Source organism: Streptomyces sp. IMTB 2501, assembly GCF_001953885.1.
Classification (GTDB): domain Bacteria; phylum Actinomycetota; class Actinomycetes; order Streptomycetales; family Streptomycetaceae; genus Streptomyces.
The window spans coordinates 26,074-51,085 of the sequence record NZ_MQUS01000029.1 but is presented as its reverse complement, the minus strand read 5'-3'; the positions used below and the strand labels follow the sequence as shown (position 1 = coordinate 51,085).

Below are 25,012 nucleotides of genomic sequence, written 5' to 3'. Positions count from 1 at the left end.
GGCGGGCCGTCCGACCCCTTTCCGTGCTTCCGGATCTCTTCAAGGAGGTACCAGGTCGAGCGGATTTCATTGCGAGGGTTGCTCGGCGGCCTGTTGCAGCAGGGCCCGTGCCGAGTCTGCGTAGCGCATCGCGGTCTTCTCATCGAGCCCGAAGACCTCCGCGAGATGGAGTGGGTCAAGGCCTTTGGCCATGGCTTCTTCGAGCTGCCGGTCGACGCGGAGTCTCTCCAGGGTTGCGTCTTGTCCCCGCATCGGAGCGCTGATCCAGTGGTTGCTGGCCCGGCTGGTGGTGTTGGCGGTCTGGTTGTTGATCAGTGGGTGCGGCCACATGCGGCCCTGCGGGAGGCCATCGGCAACCCCGCCGCGAGAAGCGGCCGACGCGCGCCGGCCCGCCAGCAGGAGGCCCGCCAGCGGGGTCCCAAGCGCATGGCGGGCGAACGCCGATCGCCGGGAGGGCGCGCGAGTGACGCACCGGGCCCGCGCCGCGGTGTGGCCCTGCGTCGTGAGGCAGTCGTGCGTCAGGGCGGTGATGCCCTCGCAGCGGTCGCACAGGTGCGAGGCGAGGAGGCACGGGTCGCGAGTGACGGCGTCGGGCAGGACCGTGGTCGGAGGTGTGCGGGGGGCGATCTCCTTGTGGGGCTGAACGGTGTCGGCCTCCACCACGTTGCGGGGGCGGACGCGGTGCGGCGGATCCTGAGCCGACCGCGATCAGCTGAGGTACCGACAGAGCGCCGACCGGGAGGCGAGCCCACTCGTCCGCGCCCGTTCCGACGACCGGGCAGAGGGCTCAGCGCACCATGGCGTGGCCCTGATTCCCGGCAAGCGGATGCCGTTCGGCGGGGAACAGCGTCGGCTCGATACGGTCCTGGGTGGCCTCCCAAGCTTTGAGAGAGAACGTCCCGGTGAGGGCGGAACAGGCGCTCGCGGTGGGGGGAAACACGGGACACCGCCAACCACGACGCGGTACGGATCGTCATCGTGGACCTGCCCGGAAGAGTCGACCGGTTCGTGCTCGCCCCTTTCGCGATGTTGCATCCTGTCTACGTGGTGGGTTGGTCACTCTTGGGGGTTGAGTCGTTCGGGTGGGAGGTGTTCGCGGCCTGTGGCGTCGGTGTTGTCGTTGATGTGGATGGTGAGGTTGTTCAGGTCGGCGAGTGGTGTGAGGTCGATTGTTCCTTTGCAGTCCGACAGGGTCAGGCGGGTCAGGCGGGGGAGTTCTCTGAGAGGGCTGAGGCTGGAAACCATGGTGCAGTCGCGCAGGCCAACGCTGGTCAGTTCCTGGTGACGCTGAACGGTGCTGAGGTCGAGGGCGGACTGCTCTTCGATGGTGAGACTTTCGAGGCGGAGCGGATGGCGCAGGCGGCTCAACTGTTCGCCCTGGGCGTCGCCCGTGATCACGAGTGAGCTCAGCGACGGCCAGCGGTCCAGGCCGTCGAGGGTGATGTGTTGGCTGCCTGCGGTGAATACGAGGGCGGTGAGGCCAGGGCCGGCGGGGATGTCTTGGGCGCGGGTGACGTCAGGAGAGAAACCGAGGGTCAGATGGTCGAGAGCGGGCATGTCGGCCAGGGACGCGAGAGACATGCCGCGTGCGAGGTCGTGGAGGTAGAGCTTCTGCAGGCTCAGACCGCGTAGGGGCTCAAGATCCCGGACCGCTGGGCAGCGCATGATCACGAAGGTGGTGAGGCTGGGTATCTGCGACAAGGGAGACAGGTCGTGCAGCGAACGGTCTCCGTCGAGACACAGGTATTCCAGCCCGGCATGCTGCAGTATCTCGGGTGGGAACCCCTGGAACCCTGTCAACCAGATGCGTTTCAGCTGCGGCAGACGTGGCAGCTCGGCTAGCTGAGCGGCTGTGCTCACCGAGGCGTACACCTCGGGTGTGACGGCGCAGAGCACCTGGTCCGCGTACTCACTGGCGTTGAACGAAGCCCATGCTCTGGCAAGTTCACCGGCCACGGCGAACCGGGTGTCCGCGCGGAACCGTGTGATCACCGCGAGAGCGGCGTCTCCTCCAATCAGACCTGCTGTTTTCACCACGGCGCTCGCCGTGGCGCTGTCCAGTCCTTCGGGGCCGGGGAGCAGTTCCAGTACCAGCTCGCCTGCCTTGGCGAGCTGCTCAGCCTCGGCAGCGGATTGCGGTGGGACCAGTTCGGCGGCGCGGTCCTGCACTTCCTGCCGCACTGCCGGATCGAGTTCGGGCGCATGTTCGAGGCTTGCCGCAGCAAGGAGTACCAGTCGTTGCCGGTGGCGCGGTGTTCTGTCCGCCCGACGCAACAACTGCCGCAGCAGCCGGCCTCGTTCGTCCAAGCGGGCGTGCCCGACCGCCATGCGCACGACGTCGTCCCACTGGTCGTCGTGGGCGTTGCGGACCAGGACGCCGAAGTCGCGGGCCTCGATGGCCGCTTTAGCGGCCAGGTAGTCCTGGAAGGTGCGGTGCACAAAGTCGACGTAGCCGTGCACCGGTTCGCGCAGCAGGCCGCTGCGGATCAACAGATGGGAGAAGACCTGGCCGGCGTCGCCCTGTTCCCGTACCCGCGGCATGGCGGTCAGCCACTCGTCCAGCATCGCGACGGCCTCGTCCCGTGCCGCCTCCACCTGGCCGTTACGGATCAGCCAGTACGCCAGCCGCTGGAGCAGCACGGTCTGCTCGTCCCGGGAGAGGGCCACCCCCTCGACAGAGGTGATCTCCCGCTCCGTGTCCCGGCGGACCAGCAACATCTCCAGCGCGGCGTCATACAGTTCCTTGCGGTCCCGGGGCAAGTGCATGCGGCGGTCGCGGTTGAGCGCGCACAGCAGGGCGCACATCAGCGGGTTGGTCGCGAGCCGTCCCAGGTCGCGGCGCGACGCCACCGCATGGTTCATGCTCGCCTGGTACCGCTCCAGTGACTCGCGCGCGGCGTCCGCGGCGCACTCCAGGCGGACCGCCTCGTGCCAGTGTCGGATGAACGCTCGGATGTCGTCCCGCTCCATCGGCAGCAGCGTGTGCACCGTGAAGCCCTGCGCCGCCAGCCAGTCCCCCGGCACCGCGGACGGACGCGTTGTGACCACGTACCGCGACCTCGGAAAAGCGGTGATCAGCGACTTCAGCCACTGTTCTGTGCGGCTACGCAGCCGCGGCGGCACTTCATCGACACCGTCCACGAGAACCAACGCCCGCCCGCTGCCGAGGAGTTCTTCCACCCAGCCCTGCGGCGCGCGCAGCGGCACGCCCGTGGAGGTCAGGAAGTCCTCCGGCATGGGCAAGCCTTGAGGGGTGTTGAAGGACCTCAGCCGCAGCACGAACGGCACGCAGCGGTTGAGGTCCGCCAGCTCGGGGCCGAAGCTCTGCCGTGCCGCGTTCAGCGCCAGCCACTGCACCAGCGTCGACTTCCCCGACCCGGCCGGTCCCCGCAGCACCACCCGGTCACAGCCGGCAAGCGCCTGTTCTGCCTTCACCGACGCCCGCGCAGCTCCCGGGACACCGAGCCCTTCACGGTGCGGCTCATACGCACGCTCATCATCCACCGTAAGGCTGATATACGCGGTATTCAGCGGCCACTCAGCACGATGCCGGCCGCCCAGAGTGACCCCGAACAGCTCCAGGCGCGAGTGCGCCTCAGCGACGAAGTCCGCATACCGCTGCTCGAAGTGGAGCGCGGTATGCCCGGCCGGCCCCGTAACGGCCCGCTCCCGTAACAGCGCCCCGGTCCGCCGTGTGTGCTCCACCGCCGCGCGCGCCGTGAACGTCGGCTGGGCCGTAAGCTGTTCCACCAGGTGCAGGCAGCACAGCCGAAGCAATTCCCCGTACAAGTCGCGGGCGCGTTCCGCCAGGTCCGCCACGGGCCACCGTAGCTCGTCGGCCAGACGCTCGGGATCGAGGTCGGCGGCGAACAACCGGTCCGCGTCGATCGGGTCCGCCGCGGCGAACGTGTCCTGGACCGCTGCCACCGCGGCCAGCCGCTCGTGCTCCGGCACCGAAGCGTACGCGGCCGTGATGCGCTCGGCGAGGACCCGCGCCAGCTTCTCCGGCCCCGCCGGCTTCGGTAGCGGTCGTACCGGATCCGCCACCAGACCCGCCCCCGGCTTCGGCGTCAGCACCGTCTTCGCGACTGTCTGAGCCACCGTGGACGCCAGCCGGACGACCACCGCTTCGAGCCCGTGCATTCCCCGACCTCCCCGTAGTCCGCGGACGGCATCGTAGGCAGACGGCCGGCCACCGAAGGGCGAGATCGCCCAGAAAAGCCGGATGGCTCTGCCAACCGGGTGGCCTCGCGGATATCCGAACCCCTCCTGCTAGGCCCACCACATCCCGATCCCGAACAGCTGCTCCACCCGCTCCGGTGACAACGTGGCAGCCCTGCTGCGCTGGTTGCTGACCCATGCCCCCAGGCGGAACTGAAGCTCCCAGCCGTCCTCGCCGACGACCGCGCACGGTCAGCCTGCCCGGTGCGCGCATGGGGGCTCGCCAGTTGGCCCGACTCTGTTGCCAGGGGCGGCGAGCAGCCTGATCCGTATCTATCAGCCCATGCTCCGCCGCCCGTCCCGGCTGTGATGCGCCGGGGTGGACTGCTGTCACCTCTCGGCCGTCTTCGGTGTCGGTCGGCGCTGTCGCGATCGACGTCGTGAGTACGAGGCTGTGGGGTGCCCGGGAGACGATCCTCCGGGCGCCCGCCGCGCTGCGGTTCGACCGACGGGGTGACCACGCTGGCGGCCAGGTGTAGGTGCCGAAGTCGTCGTGCCAGTCGCAGTAGAAGCGCGGTTTCAGTGTCGAGGCGGCTGCTGGCGCCCTGTGAGTTCTCAGGTTTCCCGCCTGGCATGTGTGCTCAATGCTGTTGGCGAGAGCGAGAGGACGGAGAACTTCATGGGTGCCAAGCGGTGGCCGAAGCGGGGCGTGGCGATTGCGGGCGGCCTCGCACTCGCGGCCGGAGTGATGGTGGTGACGGCGGGTCCGGCGAGTGCGGACCCCGTCTCTTGCCAGAACGTGTTCCCCGACCGCCCTGGTGGGTACTGTGCGCAGGTGACGGGCATCGACGCGGGCTCCTCCCTCGTGCTGCACAACGGGCCGGACTACACGAGCGGTGTGGTGGACGGCTCGGGTCACTACACCGACGGGACCTGGCTCAAGCTGTATTGCTGGACGACCGGGGCTGCGGACGCGGACGGCCACGGTGACACGTACTGGTTCAACGCGGACGACAACAACGGCAATATCGGCTTCGTCAACGACTGGTACGTCACCTCGGGCGGCTTCAGCACGTGGAGCAAGGTGATCAACCACTGCTGAGAAGTCGGGTCGCCCAGGGGTGAGAACGCCCCGGGCGACCCGACTTCTGACCTGGAGTAGGTCAGCCCGCCCTCCCGATGTCACGGACCTCGATCGCTCCGGCGTGCGGCATGTACTGGATCCAGTACCGTCGGCTGAACGCCTCCCGGATCTCCTCCACCGAGCCCGGGTCACGCACATCGGGCCAGGCCCGCGGATCCATCCGCGCGACCTCCACCGGCGCCGCGGATTCGTTCACTTTCAGGGACAGCGTTTGTTGATGTGTTTCAGCAGTAGTTGGTGATCTTATGTGGCGTCCTTTGCCGTCGACGTTGCCGGTGCACTTCAGGCGGTCGTCGCATGCCCGGCATGCCTTGCGGGGGAAGAGGACGGACAGTCGGGTATGTCCGTCGCCCAGGGTGGGCTTCCAGGGCGGGCTGGTGATGCCGTGCGGGCAGGTGAACGTCCGGGTTGTCCCAGTCGAGGTGGAAGTCCTCTGAGAGGCCGCCGTTGCCGTCGCGTCGTTCCGGGGACCTCGGTTGTGCTGTGGTCTGCTTCATCGCTGCCGCGTACTCGGCGGCCCTTTACGTGCTGCTGGCTGTGGGCGGTGCCTGGCCGCTAAGCGGATCAGCCCCGGACAGCGCCACCACCCTCGGGCCGAAATCGATCAGCGCGCCGGCGACTCGCAGCATGTCGGCCGGGCTCAGCTGCCGCGCAGGGCGCCGACCGGATTCGTTGTAGCAGTGCGAGCATCGCAGCGGGCACGCGTACGTCGTGTCCCACACGACTACCTCAGCCCCGCCGCGAGCCGCACCGCCAACGTGGCTTTGTCCACGAGAACGACACTGGCGGTTTCACCCCAAAGCTTCCGCTACGGCGACGGCACCAACGTCCCGTATGGCTGGACTACTTCGTCCCGGATCTCGCCCAGTTCTGGACCATCGGACCTGAGTGCATGGACATGAACCCTCCGAAGCCATGACCGCGGGCCGGTCCGGTAGATGCCGGGGGCTGCGCCAGGTGGTCGGGGCGCCGTTACACGCTTGCCCGGATAACGCGGTGCAGCGTCAGGCTGCTGCCCAGTCGAGTCCGAGGTCGGCGAGTGCGGTGTACAGGAGCAGTCTTCCTGATCAGGTCTGGCTGGGTTGAGCAGGGTCGATCAGTTTGGTGCTCATGGTCTGGGGTGCCGGGTTGGTAGACAGGGCGGGCTCCTCCGTGTGGTCGGCGCCATGAGCTGCGGGTTTATCGGTTCTCGGGTTGGCTGATCAGTTCTTGTCATCTGCAGCGCATGTAGGTCACATTCGTTGATTGTGGGTGTGCGCTGGCGTTGTGGCGGACGACGTAGCCTGCTTGGGAGCACGGGCCGTGACGATGCGCCTGGTTCGGCTCCACGCGCTACTGGGAGAGCGGAGCCGGTCATGGTGAACGGCGGGCAGACGGAGACGGCCACGCTGGTGGCGATGCTCGGCGAGCGCGCCGCCGTGAACGTCCGGCTGGTACTCGTCGCGGACGCGCAACAGTGGCAGCTGCACCATGGTCAGGTCACGTTGGACGACGACACCCCGTTGACGGAGCGAGGCTGGCGCTACAGCACGGCGACCTTCCTGGAACTGTGCCTACCCGGCCCGACGGTCGCCGCGCTGCTGCGGGGGGGACGACCAGGACGTCCACGGCATCCGTGTCGTCTCCCTCAGCCCGCCGTCCTCCAGCGCCTCCACTTCTCGGCTGCGCGGCCAGGAAGAGTCGGACCGGGTGACCACGCCGTGGCCGCGCACCGAGTGGATCATCAACCGGGACCCCAACGCTCCCCGGCCCGGCCACGGCTTGCTGGTCGGGGGCGGTCCCTCCTTCCTGAACTTCGACCAGGCCCTCAGCGCCTTCCTCCACCAGCGCCCCCACGACAGCAATGCGAACCGCTCGGACCTGTGGCGCATCGTCCAGCCGCAGCGCGCGGGCTGGTTCCCGATCAGCGACCAGCCCGTCACCTTCCACCCCGACCACCGTGCGCACGCCACGCGATGGGAAACCCGCACCCGCATCACGCCCGAGCCCACCGTCATCGCATGGGACGTGACCCCATGCGCGGCACCGCCCGGTTCATCACCTCGCACAGCGTTCTCACCCTCGATGCACGCCACCCCTACACCGCCAAGGCACTGATCGACGCACAACAGATGCACCGAAACGTCATGAGCGGCTTCTGCAACTGGGTGGAAGACGGGGCATCGGACGCCCGCGCGCAGATGGGCATCCTGTCGACCTGGTCCGTAGACGTGAAGACCGGCGTACTGGTTCTGGTAGTCCAGGCACGCGTCCCAGCCGACTGGCCACGCATCCCCTCCGAGGCTCTGAGAGGGCGGTTCGTGGGCAGATGCCCCTTTCCGATTGCGGGTGGGGCAGGAGAGCTGATTCGTGGCGCCGCTGGCTGCCACTTCTTGGCAAGGCTGCTCATGTAATGTGCAGTCGTGTTCTTCACTTATTACGGAGGGATCCGCATGGACGCCGAAGTCGTACGTTCATGGGTGGAGGGCTGGGTTGTCTCACGTGGAGCCGCGCCGCCGGTGTCCGAGCCCTGGGGCTTCACCGTCGACGTCGGGCTGACCGGCCAGGTCACCCGGCACGTGCTGCCGGATGCTGACGAGTCGCTGGTCCGCAAACTGACGGAGACGTTTACCGTCCCGGACACCTGGCTCAAGCTCTTCTTGCCGCCGCGGACTGTCGCCTCATGGGCAGCGCCTGGCTGGCGCCTTGATGACGACGGTTTCCTGATGTCGGCACTGCTGCACACAACCGCCGCAGTGGCCCCCGACGGCTACCAGGTGCGTACTTGGGCGCGGGGCGGCGTCACGCGGGTGCTCGTGCTAACAGAGGACGGTGCGTTCGCCGCCCGTGGTCAGGTCGCCGTGCCCGGTCCCGGGCGCACCGCCGTCGTCGACCAGGTCGAGACTTCGCCAGCCCACCGTCGCAAGGGACTTGGCAGCCTCGTCATGCGGACGCTTGAGAACGCTGCTGTTGCCGCGGGCTCCTCGTCTGCTGTGCTGGCCGCGACGGTCGAGGGGCGGGCGCTCTACGAGTTCCTGGGGTGGCGCACCCATAGCCCGCTGACCAGTTTGGTCCGCGAGGTTCCGCCGCAGAGGCTGGAGATGTGAGCAGAGGTTCGCGGGCCGGTGTCTCTTTCCGGGTGAGCTGGACAGTGGGTCAGCGCGTCGCCGACTGCTGTTTCCTGGCGAAGTTGCCTGTGCCGGCTTCGGCGAAGATACCGAGCTTGACCAGGCGTTTCAGCTTGGCCCGGGTGCCCTCGATGTTCTTCGGCAGCGGTTCGTGGCCGAGGGCTTCACAGACGTCGCGGGCCCGCAGCGGTCGGGTGGCCTCGTTGAAGACGGCGAGGATGCGGGGGTAGTGGGGTAGTCCGGGTGCTCGGGCAGGTCCGGTGCGCCGGCCGGGAGCCGGTCGGCAAGGCCGGTGACGGTTTTCCGGGTGATCACGAGATGCTCGAGGTGTGTCTCGGCCTCCCGCAGCCGACCCTGTAGTTCGCCGATCTGTCCTCGCAGGTCATCGGTCAGGGCTCGGGCGGCATCCTCCTGGATGTCCAGCGCGTCGAGCAGCGGCCGGAGGTTCACGCGACTACCGCCTGCGCCTCGGGCCAGGTAGGGGTGTTCGCGTGGGTGAGGCGTCGGGTCATGACGTGTGTCATCGCCCAGTAGACGCAGGGGGCGGAGGAGGCCGGGCGGTGCTCGTAGTCGCGGACCAGGCGCCGGTGCAGTATCAAGATCCCGTAGACCTGCTCGACCCTCCACCGCTTCGACTGCGGGACAAACCCCTTGTCCTGCGGGTTGCGTTCGACGATCTCGACGTCGATGCCCAGGTGGGCGCCGTGGGCGACGACCTGGTTCTTGAAGCCCTGGTCGACCAGCGCCTTCTCGACGGTGCCGTCGGCGTGCTCGGCGACCTGGTCCAGCAGGGCGATGCCCGCGGCGTTGTCGTGCGCGCTCGCGGGGAGGACGACCACCCCGATGACCAGGCCGAGGACGTCCACGGCCAGCCCCCGTTTGCGGCCCGGCACCCGCTTGGCCGGATCCCGGCCGGTCGTCGTGGCGGGGACCCCGGCCGCGGCGTGGACACTCTGGGTGTCCAGCACCACCAGGGTCGGGTCCTCTGATCGGCGGGGCCTCTCCCGCACCTGGCAGCGCAGGAGTTCATGGATGACCTGGTCGGTCCCGTCTTCCCACCAGGCGGCGAAGTAGTAGTACGTCGCGCTCTTCTGGAGAAGATCGTGCGGGAGACAGGCTCACTGGCAGCCGGTCCGGCCCTGGTAGAGGATCGCGTTCACGATCTCCCGCATCGCATAGGCGCCCTGGTGGCCACTGGCCGAACGGTGCCGGTCCTTCCACGCGATGACTAACGGCTCGATCAACGACCACTGCCCATCCGATAAGTCGCTCGGGTACGGCTTGCGTTCACTCACCCCGGTTACGGCGTTCGTGGTCGCCTCGCGGAGGCGGTCGATAGTGGCAGGCAGGTGACGTTTCTGCGTGGCGGCAGACCGTCCCGCTGCGGGGATGGTCCCAACGGTCGTGTGACCGAGCGCGGAGTCTTGGCCGCGCGGCCTGCCTGTTTCGCCCCGTTCCTCCGACGATTGAGGACGGGGCGGTCGTGCGTTTACGCCTGGTTGAGCGGGCGCCTGCGCTTGCTGGGCACCGCCAGGGCCTGCAACGCGTCGGCGTCCGGGAGATCCTAGGGAGGCAACCGCCGTTCCCTCGCCTCCCGGTCCTCGTCTTGGGTCCGACGTCGAGGGTGCCGCCGTTCAATCTGCCGTTGAAGACGGTCGCGGGCGGCAGCGGCATGAACATCGTCTCCAGCGGCCTCCAGCGCGCGCAGAGTGGCCCGCGCCTGATCGGCAGTGAGGAGCAACTCGTACATGCCCTCTTCCTCGAGGAGCTTCTCGTGCGCTTCGCGAAATGTGTTCACGCCGCGACAACGCGGGATAGGACAACACGGCACGGCGTGGTCAGTGCTCTCGCCCGTCCGGCCGCCGCCCTGCTACCAGTCGTATTGCACGGACTTCAGCAAGATGTCCTGGCCCGGGAACATCACCTTCAGCCGGCGCTCCAAGCGCATCTCCATCTCGCGTGCGGCGTCCGCTCCAGAAGCGTCTCCCAGCCCGAGCAGGTGCGCGACGTAGTGCAGCGCCCGCGCTTCACCGAACGTCAGCAAGGGCAGCAGATCGCCGGGCTCGTCCAGCAGCGCCGACAGTTCCTCGTCTCCAGGCTCCATGCCGGGACAACGGCACGATGAAGCGCGCGGCACGGCCGTAGCCTGCGCTGTCATCCGGTTGGCCCGCGTCTGGTCCTGAAGGCCGATCCCGTCCGCCCGCACGGGACGCCGTGGATCCCGGGCGGGCGGGTTGACGAGCGGCCGCAGGTTGCTAAGCCGGCGCTGATCACCCGGCGAGGGGTCTTCGAGTGCCCTTGGCCGTACGGTCCCGGAAGGTGCTGCCGCTCTCCCGCAGCGTGGTGCCCCCGGCCGTAGCCACGGGATGCGGTAGCCGTAGGGCCCGTGACGACCGGGCGTGTACCCAACGCCGGGACGATCAGACATGCGGCGGCCCGCGGGCGTGTACCCCTACAGCCAGCGGGCCAGGCAGCCCCAAGGTGCCCCTTCGCGGGGGATGCGACGGTACGCCGCACATGACCGGAAGGGCACCCTGCTCGACGCGCGGCTGCCACTCGCCGGACGGTCGACAACGTGGTACGGAACCCGGCTGGCAATTCCGCGTGGAGTACTCGGACAGTATTCGCCCACAGGATTCTTGGTATGTGGTCCCGGGATCGCGCTAGCCTGAAACTCAAGCCCGCTAAAGTTTGGGAGGCCGGGATGAGCGAGCAGCCGTGGACCATCGAGCGGATCTGTGACGCCCTCGGCAACCCTGTCCTGGCCCAGAAGTTTCTCGGTGAGATCAACCGTGCGCCGGAGGGCGAGCTGCTGCAGACGTTCGCTGAGTGGGTGGAGCGGGCGGAGCGCGTCGTTGCTGCTGTCGAGCGCGGCCGGGAGATCGCAGCCGCTGAGGCGCGTGGCGAGGAACCCCCGGGGCAGTGGGTTGACGTCACCGAGCGTGTTCTCGGGGATGCTGCGCGAATCAGGTCACGGGGCGCTGCCTGACCTGACAAGCTGGGGGCTGTGTACCGGCTCCTCTGCGACGAGACCCTCCTGGCGGTGTGGGACTCTCTCCCCGACGACGCCAGCGCACAGCTCACCATGGCGCTGTCCGACGTCTGCCACGAGCCGTTCATCGAAACCGAGCCCTACGGCATCGACGACGGAAGCCACCGCATCCTCGTCCGGCCCCTCGTGATCGCAATCCTCGCCGTCAACGAGGACAAGCAGACCGTCCGGATCTACGACATCCAGCCCCGGCACTGAACAGCCTCGACCGCACCCGTGCGGGGCCCGCCATGTGTCCGAATCGCATCCTTGTCGCCAGGTTGGCCCGACTCCACCCTGTTCCAGGTCACTAGTGACCATGAGGGGGGAACGTGCCATTCGGCAACGCAGACAGGGAGTCCATCCGGCAGATCAGCCACCAGCTCACCCAGATCACAGCCAACCTCGCCGCAATCAAGCAGCAGGTCTCTGACCAGCAGCACACGATCGACCAGATCCGGCAGGACACCACCGCCGCCATCACCACCGGCCTCGCCGAAATCCGGGCCGTCGCCCGCGACGCCATGGCCCGCACCAACGACATCACCTCCGGGCCACTCGCCCACATCGGCAACGAACTCGTCGCCATCCGCGGCACCATCGCCCAAGTCGACAGCCAACTCCGGGCGCAGGCCGCCAGCACGCCGGCCGTACCGGAAACCGACAGCCCACCCGAGCCCGAGCCTGCCGCGGATCCCTCACCGCCGACACGACCCGAGCCTGCGGCGTTGGAACTGTACTCGGAGGCTGAGGCCCCCGGCCCTGCCGAACCCGATCCGGACATCCTCCGCGCCGCCGCGGGCGTCGCCCACGCCACTGTCGAAGCCCACCGTGACACCTGGGCCTTCCTCATCCAAGTCGCCGGAAACGAACAGCACTTCCACATCCCCGGCAAGGTCGAAGACCACGACGGATTCGTCAGCGTCCGCTTCTCCGGACCCAGCCTCGTAGCCGCCATCACCAGCCTCGGCCAGGTGGCAGAGACGACCGGTAACCCCGTGACCCGGGCCATCGCCGACCACATCCGGCAGAAGATCACCGCAGCATTGCAGGAGATCATCAGCAAGCCCAGCCGCGGCGGCGACGGAACGCCCGTCCGCATCGTCATCGACGACCGAGCCGCACCACCGGAGACGGAGGAACCTCCAGCCGCATGACCAAGGGCCCGACCGCGAGTGCGGTCGGGCCCTTCCGGCATGTCCCGCTACAGCTCGGTCACCCGGTACGGCTCCGGAGGAGGCGGCAACCGGACTCCCAGGACGCACCCCAGAATTGAGCGCGCCACGATCTCCCACTCGGATCACCGGCCAAGGCCCATCCGACATCCTGCTCGTGCAGAACGCCCGTGATGTGGCCACTCCGCTCAGCGGCGCCCTGGAACTCCGCCGGGCCTTCGGCACACGCGCCGTCTTGGTCACCGTCGACTCCACCGGCCACAACGCCTACCTCTCGCCAACGGCAACGCCTGCGGCGACCGCACCGTCTCCGGCTTCCTGGCCACCGGTCAACTACCCGACGGGGACGTGTACTGCCGCTAGTGCGTTGACCGCGAATGTGTGCCGGGTGGGTTGATCATGCTGCTGTGCGGCGGGGTCGGCCCCAGGGGTGCTGGCGTTCGGATCGGATGCGGGCGTTCGCGGCGACTCATCCTGCCGAGGAGCGGGTCAACGACCGGTGCTGCCTGAATACCTCCGTGGGCCGGTGCCCCGGGGCTTCAGGATCGGTGTCCGAAGATCCGCAGGTGGTTGCCGAGTCCGGCCACCAGCAGGCCGATGACGACTCCGCTCGCCCACTGCCCGGTGGTCATCACGCCGCTTGCCCCCAGGGCGACGTGGGTGAGAGTGACCAGGGTGCCGGCGCCGATGGTGAGGGCGGGGACGTTGACCGGCCGCCGTGCGAGGGGCCGCTCCTGCTGCTCGCCCGCGCCGCGCAGGGTGAGTTCGAACACGGGGTGCTCTGCGGCGGCCGCGGTGAACGCCTGGGGCGTGGCGTGGGGCGGCAGGGCGAGTGTCCGGCGCAGGACGAAGCCGCCGATGGGCCGGGCCAGCCGGGGCCCCAGGACCTTCCGCAGTACCGCCGCGGCTTCATCCTGCGGCAATTCCACCGCGGTGAAGGCGTAGTTTCGGCGTCCGCGGGAGACTGATCCCTCGCCGGCCGCGCGGAGGTTGCGCACCCACTGCGCGTCCGCGTCGTGGGTAGCGACGAGCCACCGGTGTCCGTCGCGTTCGAACAGATCCACCGGGTTGGTGCGCGGCTGTCCGCTTGTGCGGCCGCGCACGGTCAGCATCATCACCGGGCCGAGGCGGACGCCGGAGCGGACCAGGAGCCTGATGGTGCGCGTCACCTGGGAGAGCACCGCCCGGTCGAAGCGGCTGTGCTGGTGCGGCGAGACGCCGGTCGGCCTGCTGTGGGCGGCCTTCAGCACGCGGTAGACGACCGCGAGCACGAGCAGCGCCAGCACTGCGACTGCGGCCACAGCTATCGCAAGGTAGATCATTTTCGACTCCTTGGGGGTTGAGGGCCGGTCAGCGAGCGCACGACCAGCTCGATCTCCCGCCGCCGGGACCGCCGCCGTGCGCCGGCCCCGTGCAGATAGTTCTGAAAGGCGTCGTCGTGGCACATGCTCACGACGATCGACGCGGCGGCCGTACAGTCCGCGTCGGTGGCGATGCGGCCGAGACGACGCTCCGCGACGAGGTAGTGCACGACGGCTGTGGCCGGGTCGCGCAGCATGCCGACCTCCGCCATCCGGCGGCGGACCTCCGCCAGCAGCGCGGTGTCCGAGAACGCGGCGGCGAAGAGGGGCACCAACTCGCCGAGCACCGCCGACGCCTGGTCGGCGAAGTACTCCAGGTTCTCGGCGAGACTGCCGGTTCCGGCCCGGGCGGGCAGATCGGCGACGGGGTCGGTAAGGGCGCGCGCACGGTGGACGATCGCTGCGGCCACGAGCCCGACCCGGTTGCCGAAGTAGTTGTACAGTGTGCCGCCGGCCAGGCCGGCTTCCTCGGCGATGGCCCGGGTCGAGGCGGCGGTGAGCCCGTCCCGGGCGACGACCTGGTAGGCGGCGGTGAGAATGTGCTCGCGTACGGCCTCGGTGTCGCCGCCCGTTGCGGCCTGGATGCGGGCGGGCAGTGGTCTGCTCACGGCGACCTCCGTCCACGGCGCACGGTAAGCCGGCGGAAGGCGGCCGCGTGCAGGGCGGCCACGACAGCGACCAGTAGCCCGATGGCGATGCCGCCGAGCCACCGCTGGCCCACCCGCACGATTTCCAAGGTCAGCAGGACGTGCACGAGCACGACCACCGCAATCGCGGACCCCGCGATGACCAGGTCCCGTCGCAGCCTCAACCGCATGCATCCTCCCTGCGAGTGTTATGAGCGCACGCCCATAACTTCATAATGAGCGTGCGTTCATAACACTGTCAAGACAGTCCAGCGACGCTCGTGGATAGATCAGGGGGCCGCTGCGGCGTTGACCGCGAGCCTCAACCGGGCCGAGGTGCGGTGATCTCGGTTTCCGGTGAGGCGCAGATCTCTGCTTTCTGCTTCTAGGAGGAGCCTGCGATGGCCGAGCCGGTACGCGCCCGCAGGCTGACGGACGAGGAGGGACGTACGCTGCAGCGCATCGCGCGGCGCGGCCGGCGCAGCACGATCAAGGTCCGCCGCGCGTTGATCATCATGGCGTCGGCGTCGGGCAACACCAACAAGGAGATCGCCGCGCTGGTCGCCGCCGACCCGGACACCGTCCGGGATGTGATCCATGCGTTCGACGAGCGCGGCCCCGGCTGCCTGGACCCGAAGTGGGCCGGCGGCCGTCCGCGCCGGATCACCGCCGACGACGAGGCGTACATCGTCCAGGTCGCGAGCACCCGGCCCAGGGCGTTAGACAGGCCGTTCACCCACTGGAGCCTGCGCAAGCTCGCCGACCACCTCAGCCACCCGCCGGCCGGCATACGCCGGGTGACCATAGGCCGCGAGCGGCTGCGGGCGCTGCTGCACCGCCACCACATCTCCCTCCAGCGCACCCGCACCTGGAAGGAGACAAGGGATCCGGACGCCGACGCCAAACCGGACCGCACCGAGAGGGTGACCCGCCGCTTTGCTGACCGGTGCTTTCGCCTTCGACCAGTTCGGACCGCTGTCCATCCGGCCCTGCCACGGCACCTGCTGGGGCCAGGGCCAAGCACCCCGACCGGCTGCCCGCCACCTACCACCGCACCCACGGCATCCGCTACTTTCACGGCTGTTACAGCCTCGGCGACGACAGCCTGGAACGTCGTCGGCATCGTGGTGCTCGCCATCGCGGCGATCTCCGCGAAGTCGGTGGCGCTGGCAGGGTTCGGCCTGGACTCGCTGATCGGGATCGGCGCGTCGACCGTGGTGGTCTGGGAACTGTCCGGCACGGGCGAGGAGCGCCAGCGGCGCGCCCTCAAGTTGATCGGGGTCGGCTTCGCTGCGCTCGCCGTCTACGTGCTGGTGCAGTCCACGTGGGTGCTGGCCACCGGCTACCACCCGCACCACTCGCCGCTCGGCATCGGCTGGACGGCGATCACCGCGGCCGTGATGTTCGCCCTCGCCGCGGGCAAGGCCCGCACCGGCGCCGCGCTTGACAACCCCGTGCTGAAGACCGAGGGCCGCGTCACCTTGATCGACACTCTGCTGGCCGCCGCCGTCCTTCTCGGCCTGGTCCTCAATGCAACCGTCGGCTGGTGGTGGGCCGACCCGGCCGCCGGGTACGTGCTGGTCTACTACGCACTCCGCGAGGTACGGGAGATCTTCTCCGCCGAGCACTGACCGCCGGCACCGGGACGGGTGAGTGGACGGGACGATGGCCGCGCTGGTGTGGCCATGAGCAGTGTCCAGTCGCGCAGGTTGCACCGGTGAGTCGGTGGTTCCGGTGCTACGGGTCGTGTCGATGAAGTGGGATGGGGTCGCCGGTGCGGTGGCGGGCGGGGGCGGGTTTGTGGTGGGCCGCGGACCAGTCGTGCGGTTGGGCGGGGTCCTCGGCGGTGGTTGTCCCGGTGGTCAACCGAGGGCGTTCCAGAACGTGCAGTGGTGGCGGGTCTGGGTCGTGTGTGTGGGGACGATGTGGTCGGGTGCCAGGGACTGTGTCGTCTGGCGGGACCAGTGCGGTGAGGACGGGCCGTTGGGGTCGGCGGTCCCGGCGAAGCGGGTCCAGTAGTCGATCATGGTGTTGGCCAGGCGGTGCTGTGCCGCTGTCAGGCTGCGGGGGCGGCCGCCGAGGTCGAACAGGTAGGGCAGTTCGCTCGCGTGTGGTGCGCCGAGCGGGAACGGTGGCGTGCCGGGGGTGAGCGGCGGGGCATGCCGGTCGGCGAACTCGTAGCGCCAGACGGGCACTTGGGCGGCGAGGAGGGTGTCCGTGCGCGCGGTGGGGCAGGCGAAGTCGGCGTCGCCGATGACCGCGCCGAAGACCGGGCCGCCGTCGGTGGGGTGCACCGGGTATGCGCGGACGATCGCCTTCGCTTCCCCCGCGGCAGGGAAGAAGGTGGCTGCGACATCGGGCCAGGTGTCAGGGGTGACGGGGTGGCCGGCCCGGATGATCCCGGCGGCCCAGCCGTTGCCCTCGTCGTGGGTGTTGCCGAGGAGTACGGGCACGTGGTGAAAGCGACCGCCGGCGATGGCCGCCGCGGGGTCACGCGGCAGCAGAGGCGTGGCGTACGCGGGCTGCTGGTCGGTGGCCTGGGCTTTGAGCAGGCGGGCGACGGACACACGCCGCAGGCAGCGCATGACGTCGTGTGCGGAGTTGCAGCCGACCTTCGCCGTGAGGTCCGCGCCCGCGGTACGTGCCGTGGACAGCGGGACGGAGGACGGGGCGAACGGTCGGCCGGCGCGGCCGGTGCACGGGCCGCTCTCGATGATCGCCCGGTCGAAGAGGCCCGCGGCGGCGGGTGAGGCGAGTTGGGCGCAGACGCTGTAGCCGCCGGCCGACTCGCCGGCCAGTGTGACGTTGTGCGCGTCGCCGCCGAAGGCGCCGATCTCGGCGCGGACCCAGCGCAGCGCCGCCTGCTGGTCGGCCAGGCCGAAGGTGCCGGAGCCGGGCAGTGCACTGTGGGCGAGGAAACCGAGTGCTCCGAGGCGGTAGTTGACGGTGACGACCACGACGTCGCCACGGGTGGCCATGCGGTGGGCGTCGTAGGAGGAGCCCGCTCCGGTGGTGAAGCCGCCGCCGTGCAGCCACACGATCACCGGCCGGGAGTGTGCCGGTCGCGCGCCGTCGGGCGTGGTGACGTTCAGGCGGAGGCAGTCCTCGTCGGTGCTGCCGCCGGGCACCTCACCGGCCGGCTGCGGGCAGGCGTTCGAGGGACGGGTCGCGTCCCGGACCCCGTGCCAGGGGGCGGCATGCTGGGGCGGCGCCCAGCGGAGCCTGCCGATCGGAGGTGCGGCGTAGGGGATGCCCTCGAAGGTGCGGTAGCCGTCGTGGGCGGCGCCCCGCACGAGGCCGTCGTGGGTGCGGAGCGTCGTGGCGGCATCGGGCCGGCCGGGCTGCGTCGGCGGTTGCGCGTCCCAGGCCGTCGCGAGGACGGCGGTCAGGGCGCAGCACAGGGTGGTCAGGACGCGGCGCATGAACATCGTCTCCCCGTTTCGTTCGGTCAGCCGCCACCCATGCCGCCCTGGGCGGCGATCATGGTCGTCGGCAGGTCGCGTACCGCTTTCTCCAGGCCGGGCGCGAGGGCGGCGAAAGCTGTCGTGCAGGCGTCGATACGGGCCCGGTAGATCTTGCGGTCCTGTCGGGAGACGACCGAGTGGACGCCGGCCGCCGCGGCCAGCGCCAGCAGCGCGGTGTCGGCGGCGGGGAGGCTCTGCACGGGCTCGTCCCCGTGCAGAGCCGCGGACATGCGGGCGTGCAGGGCGGCGGGCACGGCGCGGTCGGTCAGGGTCAGCCGCCGGGTGCCGAAGGGGGTGCGGGGTTCCTTCGCGGTGAGGACTCCGGCCGCGGTGAGGTGGTCCTCCACCTCCGTCAAGGTCCGCTTGCGGTGGGTGCGCGCGAGGTGCTTCCAGCCGTGGCCGCCGGCCGCGTCGTGCAGCATGCCGTCCAGGGCGGGGGAGCCGGTCGGTTGGGTGCCGAGGACGGTGACCGTGCCGTCGTCCTCCCGCAGCCGGCCGCGCAGGGCGAGGTCGACGAGGGCGGCGGCCCGAAGCAGCAGCTGGGTCCGGGGGCGGTCGTAGGGGCCTTCGGCCGCGTCGTCGTAGGCGAGCAGATACATGAGGCAGGGCAGGTCGTCGATCACACGTCGACGCTACGGCCGGCCACTCCGCCCCTGGATCGTCCGTGGGAGCGGTCCGGCACTGGGAATACAGGAGGATCGTGGCCCTGCCTCCTCCTTGAGGAGGAGGCAGGTGTCAGGGGCGGCGCGGCTGCACGAGGCCGTGGTCGTAGGCGGCGACGACGGCCTGGACGCGGTCGCGCAGGCTCAGTTTGCGCAGCACCGCGGTGACGTGGTTCTTGACCGTGGCCTCCGACAAGTGCAGCCGTTCGGCGATCTCGGCGTTGGACAGGGCCTGGCCGATCAGGGTGAGCACCTCCCGTTCGCGACCGGAGAGGTCCTGCAGGGAGGGCGGCGGTGCCGGGTCGGGCGTGGTGCGCAGGAACCGGTCGAGGACGCGGCTGAGCACGGTGGGCGCCAGCAGCGCGTCGCCGCGCGCGGTGAGGCGGATCGCATCGACGAGTTCGGTGGGGCGGATGTCCTTGAGCAGGAAGCCGCTCGCCCCGGCCCGCAGAGCGGCGACGACGTGCGCGTCCACATCCCACGTGGTCAGCACGAGCACCCTGGCCGGGCTGCCGTACAGCGCGATCTGCCGGGTCGCCTCGATGCCGTCCACGACGGGCATGCGTACGTCCATCAGCACCACGTCGGGTGCCAGTTCCCGGGTCAGCCGTACCGCCTCCTGGCCGTCGGAAGCCTCACCGACCACCTCAAGGTCGTCCCGCGCATCGATGATCATACGGAACCCGGTACGGACCAACGCCTGGTCGTCGGCCACCACCACGCGCAGCGTCATGCCCCGTCCCCCACGGGCAACTGCGCAGTCACCTCGAAGCCTCCTTTGGGCAACGGCCCGGCACGCAGGCTGCCGCCCACGAGCCGGGCACGCTCCTTCATCCCCACCAGCCCGCGGCCCGCTCCCACCGTGGCCGGACCACCTTGCCGGGTAAGGCCGTTGTCGACCACGGTGACCTTCACGCACTCCCCTCCGGCCGTCACTCGCACGCTCACTTCGTCGGCACCGGCCGCATGGCGCACGGTGTTGGTGAGGGCCTCCTGGACGATCCGGTATGCCGCCAGGTCCACCGTGGCCGGCAGGGTGTCGGTTGCGCCCTCGCAGTGCACGTGAACGGCGATACCGGTCGCGCGCACGCTGTCGGCCAGCTCCTGCAGACGCGCGAGCGAGGGCTGCTGCTCCAACTGATCCCCAGGCGCGCCCGCCCCCGCGTCGGGATGGAAGGCCCGCAGCAGCAAGCGCAGTTCGCCCAGGGCCGAGCGGGCACCCGCTTCGATGGCCCGCAGCGCCTCACGCGCCTGTTCGGGCCGCTGGACGAACGCGTCGTCGGCGGCGCCCGCCTGAATGACCATCACTGAGAGGGTGTGTGCCACGACGTCGTGCACCTCGCGCGCGATCCGCGCCCGCTCCTCCACCACGGCCCGGCGTGCCTCCGCCCGTATCCGGTCCTGCTGTGCCCTGCGCCACTGCCCCGCGGTCCACGCCAGGACCACCGCCAGCAGATAGACCGACGGCCCCGCGGCGCCGGCCGCCCCGAGCGCCAGCGGCGCCGGCAGACACATCGCCGCAAGCGTCCACGCCGACACGCGCCGCGACCTGGTGGCTGACAGCACGCACAACGTGACCTGCGCGGCGAGCAGTGCCCCCGACAAGGACACCGCGGGCAGCAGAGCCCACACCGCGAGGCCCGTCAGCGCGTTGACGGCCAGTACGGCCAGGGGTGCGCGCGTCTGCCACCGCAGGGCACATGCCTGCGCAAGGACCAGGACCACGGTCACCGGCAGGCGTCGGCCGTGCTCCGCACCGGCGACGAGCACCGAGGTGCCCAGCACGCCGAGCACCAGACCGCCCGATCCCCACCACAACGCCCGGGCCGCCCGGGGCGACAGCCCGCCCCGGGCTTCTCCGGCGAACGCGTCGTTCGGCTGCATGCTGATCGGCTCCACGCCCCGAGCCTATCCAGCAGCGCCGGCCGGGCCGTTCAGCGATGGGGCGCGTCGTGGCCTGCGTGCTGTGCTGCTGGAGAAGACCGCGTCGTTGCGTCCCGAGTGGGAGCACGGCCGAGTACTCCGAGGTGCGTGTCCAGGCAGACAGCCACCGCGAGGGGCCCCGGCGGCCCAGGGCGTGTTCAAGTTCCTGATAGGTGCGGCATGTCGGCCCGCGGGAGAGCCTCCAGGTCAGGTTCGGCTGCTGGACCTGGTGCAGTGCACAGCTGTGTTCAGCGGTGCAGGGTGGGCCGGTAGATGAGCTCTTGGGTGTGGCCGTCGAACATCCGGCTCTCGATCAGCTCAAGGTCGAAGTCGGCCGCGCCCTCGAAGATCGGGTCGGTCCCAGTCTGACCGCTGATCACAGGGAAGATCGTCACCTGAACGCGGTCGACGAGCCCTGCGGCCATCAGCGCCCGGTTCAACGACAGGCTGCCGTGCGAGCGCAACGGCACCTCGGACTCCTCCTTGAGCCGGGCGACGACGTCGACGGCGTCGCCAGCCATGACGGTCACGTCCGGCCATGCGAAGGGTCCTGCGAGCGTCGTCGACACCACCGTTGTCGGCATGCTTCGCATCCGGGAGTTCACCGGGTCGAGGTCGGCCTCTGGGATCGGGCCTAGCAGCTCCACGAACTGCCGAAAGGTGTTTGCCCCGAGAACCATCCGCTGCTCTTTGCTGATCACGGCAAGGCGGTTGTCAAGGAACTCAGGGCCCTGTTTTCCCCAGTAGCCGCCCCAGTCGCCGTCGGGGCCGTAGGAGCCGTAGCCGTCGAGGGTGGAAAAGACGTCCCAGGTGTAGACAGCGGTCATGGTGCTCTCCTCGAGTGCGGTTGATGGCGTGTTGTGGATACAGACGGAGTAATCGTCAAGACCTGTGGATGGGGTGGCAATGCTGCCCCGCGTTGTGCCACGGCCGCACCGAGGGAGGCCTGGTCACTCCGCTCATCGTGACCCCCTCAGGAGAAGTCTGTTGCGGTGATGCCGTCGGGATGTCCGGACGGCCACTCCACCAACTCGATCCGGTAACCATCCGGGTCCGTGAGCCACGATGTCTTCGGGCCGTGAGGGCCGCCCGGATACTGGACAGGCTCCGGCTCCAGGCCGGCTTCGGTCAGCGTCGCCAGGGTGGTGGCCAGCGTTTCCACCTGGATCGCGAGGTGGTCGAAACCGCTGCCCACGTCGACCGGTCCGTCGCCGGGGCGGTGGACCAGTTCGAGCGAGGCCGCCGGTTCGTCGGGGAACTTGAGGATCACGAGGCGAGCCCTGTCGCCGCCCTCGACCCTGCCCAGTTCGACGTAGCCCAAGGCGGTGTAGAAACCGAGCGAGCGGTCCAGGTCGGTGACGCGGTAGGAGACGAAGAGCGTCTTCACGCGGCCTCCTCGGGGCGATGCACCCGGTAGCGGAGATGCGTAACGTCTCGATCCTCGAGGCGTCGGACGAGGTCGAGTTCGATGTGATCGGTACCCAGGTGTTCGAACAGCCGTCGACCGTCCCCGAGGAGGACCGGAACCAGGTGGATCTCCATCTCGTCCATCTGCCCGGCGCGGAGAAGTGCTTGGGCGGCCCCCGCCCCATGGACCATGACCGGCCGGTCCCCTGCGGCTGAGCGAGCCTGACGGGCGCAGTCCTCGACATCGGTGACGAAACGCGCGTGGCCGGGTGGCACGTCCCCGTCATCCACCTGGTGGGTGAGTACGAAGATCGGCACGCCGTCGTGGTGATCGCCCTGCCAGCGCCCGGCGAGTTCGAAGGTCCGACGGCCGGAGATCACCGCGCCGGTCGCCAGCGCTTCGCGGTAGACCTGGCCGCTCGGACCGTCGGACTCCCGGTCGTCGAGCCAGTTGAAGAGCCGTCCACCGTCGCGTCCGAGCTCCTGCCCCGGCCGATCGTCCGGGCCGGCGATATAGCCGTCGAGTGACATCGACATGTACAGCCGAATCGGATTGTTCATCCTGTCCTCCCTCTCTCCTCCATGACACCGGGATCCGGCGTTTCCTGATCCGCCGACGGGGCGGGCTTATCACGAGGAAGACTTCAGGTAACCGGCAAACTCATCGGCCCGACGCGCCCGGCCTGCTGCCGGGCTGAGGGGCAGGAGTCATGCCCCGTGGATCAATTGCGGTCGTTCGGGCCGCGTGGCCCTCGGAGCGTTCGACGAGGTGGCCGCGCTCGAAGCGGGCTCCGGCACGGACCAGGGCGACGAGGTGGGGTACGTTCACGGCCCGCCACCGCTGCTGGGCGGACTCGACGAGCTTGAAGACCATGGCCAGGGCGGTGGCCGCGCTGCCAGCGCCCCGGGTGACCTTGGTCCGCAGCCGGACAGTGGCGAAAATCGACTCAATCGGGTTCGTGGTGTGCAAGTGGATCCAGTGCTCGGCGGGGAAGTCGTAGAAGGCCAGCGGCTCGTCCACGTCGTCTGTGATCTTCTTGACGGCCTTGGGGAACTTCGCGCCGTACGTCTTCTCGAACGCCGCGATCGCCTTCACGGCATGCTCGCGGTCCTCGGCGTCCCATGGCCACGCTCCGCAACCTCGCCATCGGCGCCCTCAAAACCCTCCGCACCGGAACATCGCCAAGACCATCAGGGAAATCGCTGCTGAACCCGCGCGAGCCATCCCAATCCTGGGCATCACCTACAACTTGAATCCTTCAAGAACTTGAACAAGCCCTGCTGCCGAAGAATCCCTTCAGCACGGTCGCTTCGCCGAGTCGGCAGGTCTCTACGGCCATCTCCTGGAGCTCCGTTGACAGAACGACCACCCCAGGAATTCGAGAACTGCGGGCCGCTTCCAAGAATCTGGGTGGATGGGAAATCAGCGGAGAACTGAGAGTCGCCCACCACAGGTTCATCAATTCCATCGAAGCGGCCTACATCGCCCCGGTGAACGAGGCACAGTCTACCTGACGGGAGCGGCTCGCCCGAACCGTTGGGCGGCCGTCTCACTCCTTCGACGGCTACCACTGCACGCCACCACACAGAGGAGCGCAAGTGCTGAACACATGGACTTGACAGGGAAAGGCTCGGTTGTCCTGTGCTCCAGCTCGATCCGCAGCAGCGGCCCCGCCTCATCGAGATCATTCGCAACCTCCGTGAGCGCATCACCGAGGCCCGTGCCAACGGCTGGCTCGGCGAGGTCGAAGGACTCCAGGTCAGCCTCAACGCCGCCATGGCCAAGCTCACCAGCCTCAACCGGACCTCCGACGGCCGCCCCCAGCTGGTCGACCTGGGCATGCCCCTTTTCACCGGCCCACCGGCACATCACTCCGGCTCGACCACATGACAGCGGGGCCGTCTGTGGGACGTCCTGAACATGACCCGCTTCGCCATCCGGCGCAGCCGGGGCGGGGGTAGCAGTGTCACGGTCGAGTTGTCTCGGGTCCCGCGGGGCGGCAAGGCCCGCCGGCCTCGCCGCGTCCAGCTCGTTGCCTGAATAGGGCCTGGAGACAACGAGGAGCCGGTCATGACGATTTCGCAGCCGGACGAGGACTGACGCCCCTGGAGGGTGTGACCGGGCCTGGTTGTGCCCGACGGCACTTTCTGCCCCCTAGACCGAGCCATCGCTGCAGCGGCACGCCGGCGGGGGCGGAGTAGGGTTCCGGTGCCGGCCGTGGTGCGTTGCGGTGTTCTGTACGTCGTCGAGAGGCTCGTCCCATGGCCCTTCATCCTCTCCCAACTCCGGCCGGAGCAATGGGTATTGGCCGGTGGCCTGTTTCCGCGAAAGTAGTCGGCCGGAAGCCGGTGACCTGGGCGGGCTGGGTTGGTTGAGCCGTGACACGGCAGTTGGAACTTGGCCAGGAGGACTGGAACCGCACGCGACTGCATCCTTTGGCCTACTTCGTTTTCGGCCCTGTGGAGGACGGTCTTGCGGCACCGCCGCGGAAGACTTGACCCGTGCGAACCACCATCGGATACACCGCCGAAAGCATCGGCTACGTCGTAGGAGCCCAGGGGCTTGTCAGCTTCGCTTCGCAAACCCTCTTCGGTACGGAGTGGGGCTGGATGCACAAAGTGGTCGACCTTCCGTGCACCGCTTGCCTCGGCATCGTGGCCGTGGGGCTGGCGCTCATCGTCGGCGGGGTGAAGATGCGCAAGACGCCACAGCGTCAGAAGGTCGCCTGACCGGTGGGCCTTTCAGCCCGCGGGCAGCGAAACGGCCGCATCGGCGCCACATGCTCGAACCCGGCCGTCACACAGTCCGGCTACGGACGCCGTTGTCGCTCGTGTACAGCGTCCACGTACGACAGCTCGGCTACAGCCCCTCAAGATCCATCCCGAGCCCGTACAGCCTTCCAGTGCCCCCAGTGCGACCTGCCGGGTTGGTCTGCGCGCTATTGTTTCGG

25 protein-coding genes and 5 pseudogenes are annotated in these 25,012 nt (G+C 69.1%); 11 read left to right on the top strand and 19 right to left on the bottom strand.

Annotated features, from left to right (window positions below; all coding sequences use genetic code 11):
- Positions 1–66: 66 nt before the first annotated feature.
- The 3 genes and pseudogenes from AV521_RS51500 to AV521_RS36150 all read right to left on the bottom strand — a co-directional run.
- A complete protein-coding gene (locus AV521_RS51500; protein WP_256725813.1) occupies positions 67–663 on the bottom strand; it encodes a hypothetical protein in 597 nt (198 codons plus the stop codon).
- 393 nt (positions 664–1,056) lie between these two features.
- On the bottom strand, positions 1,057–4,143 hold the full coding sequence (locus AV521_RS36155) for an NACHT domain-containing NTPase (RefSeq protein WP_076094697.1): 3,087 nt from the start codon (positions 4,141–4,143) through the stop codon (positions 1,057–1,059).
- A 129-nt stretch (positions 4,144–4,272) separates the two neighbouring features.
- A pseudogene (locus AV521_RS36150) lies at positions 4,273–4,401 on the bottom strand (helicase associated domain-containing protein); the annotation flags it as partial.
- A gap of 439 nt (positions 4,402–4,840) precedes the next feature.
- Between AV521_RS36150 and AV521_RS36145 the strand changes: the two are divergent.
- On the top strand, positions 4,841–5,263 hold the full coding sequence (locus tag AV521_RS36145; RefSeq protein WP_076094696.1) for a hypothetical protein: 423 nt from the start codon (positions 4,841–4,843) through the stop codon (positions 5,261–5,263).
- 61 nt (positions 5,264–5,324) lie between these two features.
- On the opposite strand, the gene AV521_RS36140 is transcribed toward AV521_RS36145, so the two are convergent.
- From AV521_RS36140 to AV521_RS52950, 3 genes and pseudogenes are all read right to left on the bottom strand, one after another.
- Positions 5,325–5,501 (bottom strand): hypothetical protein, encoded by a 177-nt coding sequence (locus AV521_RS36140; protein ID WP_256725812.1) that lies wholly within the window; start codon positions 5,499–5,501, stop codon positions 5,325–5,327.
- A 24-nt stretch (positions 5,502–5,525) separates the two neighbouring features.
- Positions 5,526–5,690 (bottom strand): annotated as a pseudogene (locus AV521_RS52955) (hypothetical protein); the annotation flags it as partial.
- Between the two features lie 136 nt (positions 5,691–5,826).
- Entirely contained in the window at positions 5,827–6,027 is a 201-nt protein-coding gene (locus tag AV521_RS52950) for a radical SAM protein (RefSeq protein WP_076094692.1), read from the bottom strand.
- A gap of 967 nt (positions 6,028–6,994) precedes the next feature.
- Here AV521_RS52950 and AV521_RS51495 point away from each other — a divergent pair.
- Complete coding sequence (locus AV521_RS51495; RefSeq protein WP_256725811.1) at positions 6,995–7,402, top strand: hypothetical protein; 408 nt, start codon at positions 6,995–6,997, stop codon at positions 7,400–7,402.
- A 335-nt stretch (positions 7,403–7,737) separates the two neighbouring features.
- On the top strand, positions 7,738–8,391 hold the full coding sequence (locus tag AV521_RS36115) for a GNAT family N-acetyltransferase (protein ID WP_076094794.1): 654 nt from the start codon (positions 7,738–7,740) through the stop codon (positions 8,389–8,391).
- 467 nt (positions 8,392–8,858) lie between these two features.
- Here AV521_RS36115 and AV521_RS36105 read toward each other — a convergent pair.
- Both AV521_RS36105 and AV521_RS36100 read right to left on the bottom strand, forming a co-directional pair.
- Positions 8,859–9,707: pseudogene (locus AV521_RS36105) on the bottom strand (IS5 family transposase).
- A 575-nt stretch (positions 9,708–10,282) separates the two neighbouring features.
- Complete coding sequence (locus tag AV521_RS36100; protein ID WP_143658708.1) at positions 10,283–10,516, bottom strand: hypothetical protein; 234 nt, start codon at positions 10,514–10,516, stop codon at positions 10,283–10,285.
- Positions 10,517–11,116: 600 nt separating this feature from the next.
- On the opposite strand from AV521_RS36100, the gene AV521_RS36095 reads away from it, so the two are divergent.
- The 4 genes from AV521_RS36095 (at position 11,117) to AV521_RS36080 (ending at position 13,015) form a co-directional block, all read left to right on the top strand.
- Positions 11,117–11,401 (top strand): hypothetical protein, encoded by a 285-nt coding sequence (locus tag AV521_RS36095; protein WP_076094793.1) that lies wholly within the window; start codon positions 11,117–11,119, stop codon positions 11,399–11,401.
- An 18-nt stretch (positions 11,402–11,419) separates the two neighbouring features.
- A complete protein-coding gene (locus AV521_RS36090; RefSeq protein ID WP_076094688.1) occupies positions 11,420–11,662 on the top strand; it encodes a hypothetical protein in 243 nt (80 codons plus the stop codon).
- A 113-nt stretch (positions 11,663–11,775) separates the two neighbouring features.
- Positions 11,776–12,600: a hypothetical protein gene (locus AV521_RS36085; RefSeq protein ID WP_076094686.1), complete on the top strand. Its 825-nt coding sequence runs from the start codon at positions 11,776–11,778 to the stop codon at positions 12,598–12,600.
- A gap of 175 nt (positions 12,601–12,775) precedes the next feature.
- Positions 12,776–13,015, top strand: a complete 240-nt coding sequence (locus AV521_RS36080; protein WP_371917094.1) for an alpha/beta hydrolase — start codon at positions 12,776–12,778, stop codon at positions 13,013–13,015.
- A gap of 142 nt (positions 13,016–13,157) precedes the next feature.
- On the opposite strand, the gene AV521_RS36075 is transcribed toward AV521_RS36080, so the two are convergent.
- Genes AV521_RS36075 through AV521_RS49650 form a run of 3 tightly spaced genes read right to left on the bottom strand, consistent with a single transcriptional unit; the run spans position 13,158 to position 14,796 of the window.
- Positions 13,158–13,940 carry a nitroreductase family deazaflavin-dependent oxidoreductase gene (locus AV521_RS36075; RefSeq protein ID WP_076094684.1) on the bottom strand — a complete coding sequence of 261 codons (783 nt, stop codon included), beginning with the start codon at positions 13,938–13,940 and terminating at the stop codon, positions 13,158–13,160.
- The gene (locus tag AV521_RS36070) at positions 13,937–14,587 is read right to left on the bottom strand and encodes a TetR/AcrR family transcriptional regulator (protein WP_076094683.1); all 651 of its coding nucleotides are present in this window, start codon (positions 14,585–14,587) and stop codon (positions 13,937–13,939) included. Before AV521_RS36070 ends, AV521_RS36075 begins: the two co-directional genes overlap by 4 nt.
- Positions 14,584–14,796, bottom strand: coding sequence for a hypothetical protein (locus tag AV521_RS49650; protein ID WP_076094681.1), 213 nt, complete (start codon positions 14,794–14,796; stop codon positions 14,584–14,586). The genes AV521_RS36070 and AV521_RS49650 overlap by 4 nt, the downstream gene beginning before the upstream one ends.
- Positions 14,797–15,006: 210 nt before the next feature.
- Between AV521_RS49650 and AV521_RS52945 the strand changes: the two are divergent.
- Positions 15,007–15,737 (top strand): annotated as a pseudogene (locus AV521_RS52945) (helix-turn-helix domain-containing protein); the annotation flags it as partial.
- Positions 15,730–16,236 carry a cation transporter gene (locus tag AV521_RS52940; protein ID WP_256725810.1) on the top strand — a complete coding sequence of 169 codons (507 nt, stop codon included), beginning with the start codon at positions 15,730–15,732 and terminating at the stop codon, positions 16,234–16,236. The pseudogene AV521_RS52945 and the gene AV521_RS52940, both read left to right, overlap by 8 nt.
- A 231-nt stretch (positions 16,237–16,467) precedes the next feature.
- Here the strand turns inward: AV521_RS52940 and AV521_RS36050 are convergent, their stop codons facing one another.
- From AV521_RS36050 to AV521_RS36015, 8 genes and pseudogenes are all read right to left on the bottom strand, one after another.
- Positions 16,468–18,027, bottom strand: a complete 1,560-nt coding sequence (locus tag AV521_RS36050; RefSeq protein ID WP_256725809.1) for a carboxylesterase/lipase family protein — start codon at positions 18,025–18,027, stop codon at positions 16,468–16,470.
- Between the two features lie 26 nt (positions 18,028–18,053).
- Positions 18,054–18,692: a GPP34 family phosphoprotein gene (locus AV521_RS36045; RefSeq protein WP_076094677.1), complete on the bottom strand. Its 639-nt coding sequence runs from the start codon at positions 18,690–18,692 to the stop codon at positions 18,054–18,056.
- Between the two features lie 112 nt (positions 18,693–18,804).
- Positions 18,805–19,464, bottom strand: a complete 660-nt coding sequence (locus AV521_RS36040; protein WP_076094675.1) for a response regulator transcription factor — start codon at positions 19,462–19,464, stop codon at positions 18,805–18,807.
- The gene (locus AV521_RS36035) at positions 19,461–20,630 is read right to left on the bottom strand and encodes a sensor histidine kinase (RefSeq protein ID WP_256725808.1); all 1,170 of its coding nucleotides are present in this window, start codon (positions 20,628–20,630) and stop codon (positions 19,461–19,463) included. Before AV521_RS36035 ends, AV521_RS36040 begins: the two co-directional genes overlap by 4 nt.
- A 272-nt stretch (positions 20,631–20,902) precedes the next feature.
- Positions 20,903–21,481, bottom strand: a complete 579-nt coding sequence (locus AV521_RS36030; protein ID WP_079249565.1) for a dihydrofolate reductase family protein — start codon at positions 21,479–21,481, stop codon at positions 20,903–20,905.
- A 146-nt stretch (positions 21,482–21,627) separates the two neighbouring features.
- Positions 21,628–22,041 (bottom strand): VOC family protein, encoded by a 414-nt coding sequence (locus AV521_RS36025; RefSeq protein ID WP_076094672.1) that lies wholly within the window; start codon positions 22,039–22,041, stop codon positions 21,628–21,630.
- Positions 22,038–22,622 (bottom strand): dihydrofolate reductase family protein, encoded by a 585-nt coding sequence (locus tag AV521_RS36020; protein ID WP_076094670.1) that lies wholly within the window; start codon positions 22,620–22,622, stop codon positions 22,038–22,040. The genes AV521_RS36025 and AV521_RS36020 overlap by 4 nt, the downstream gene beginning before the upstream one ends.
- Positions 22,623–22,722: 100 nt before the next feature.
- Positions 22,723–23,184, bottom strand: a pseudogene (locus AV521_RS36015) (transposase); the annotation flags it as partial.
- A 519-nt stretch (positions 23,185–23,703) separates the two neighbouring features.
- Here AV521_RS36015 and AV521_RS36010 point away from each other — a divergent pair.
- Together AV521_RS36010 and AV521_RS36005 are read left to right on the top strand one after the other, a co-directional pair.
- Positions 23,704–23,952, top strand: a complete 249-nt coding sequence (locus tag AV521_RS36010) for a hypothetical protein (RefSeq protein ID WP_076094668.1) — start codon at positions 23,704–23,706, stop codon at positions 23,950–23,952.
- A gap of 611 nt (positions 23,953–24,563) precedes the next feature.
- A complete protein-coding gene (locus AV521_RS36005) occupies positions 24,564–24,791 on the top strand; it encodes a hypothetical protein (RefSeq protein WP_076094666.1) in 228 nt (75 codons plus the stop codon).
- Positions 24,792–25,012: the final 221 nt, after the last annotated feature.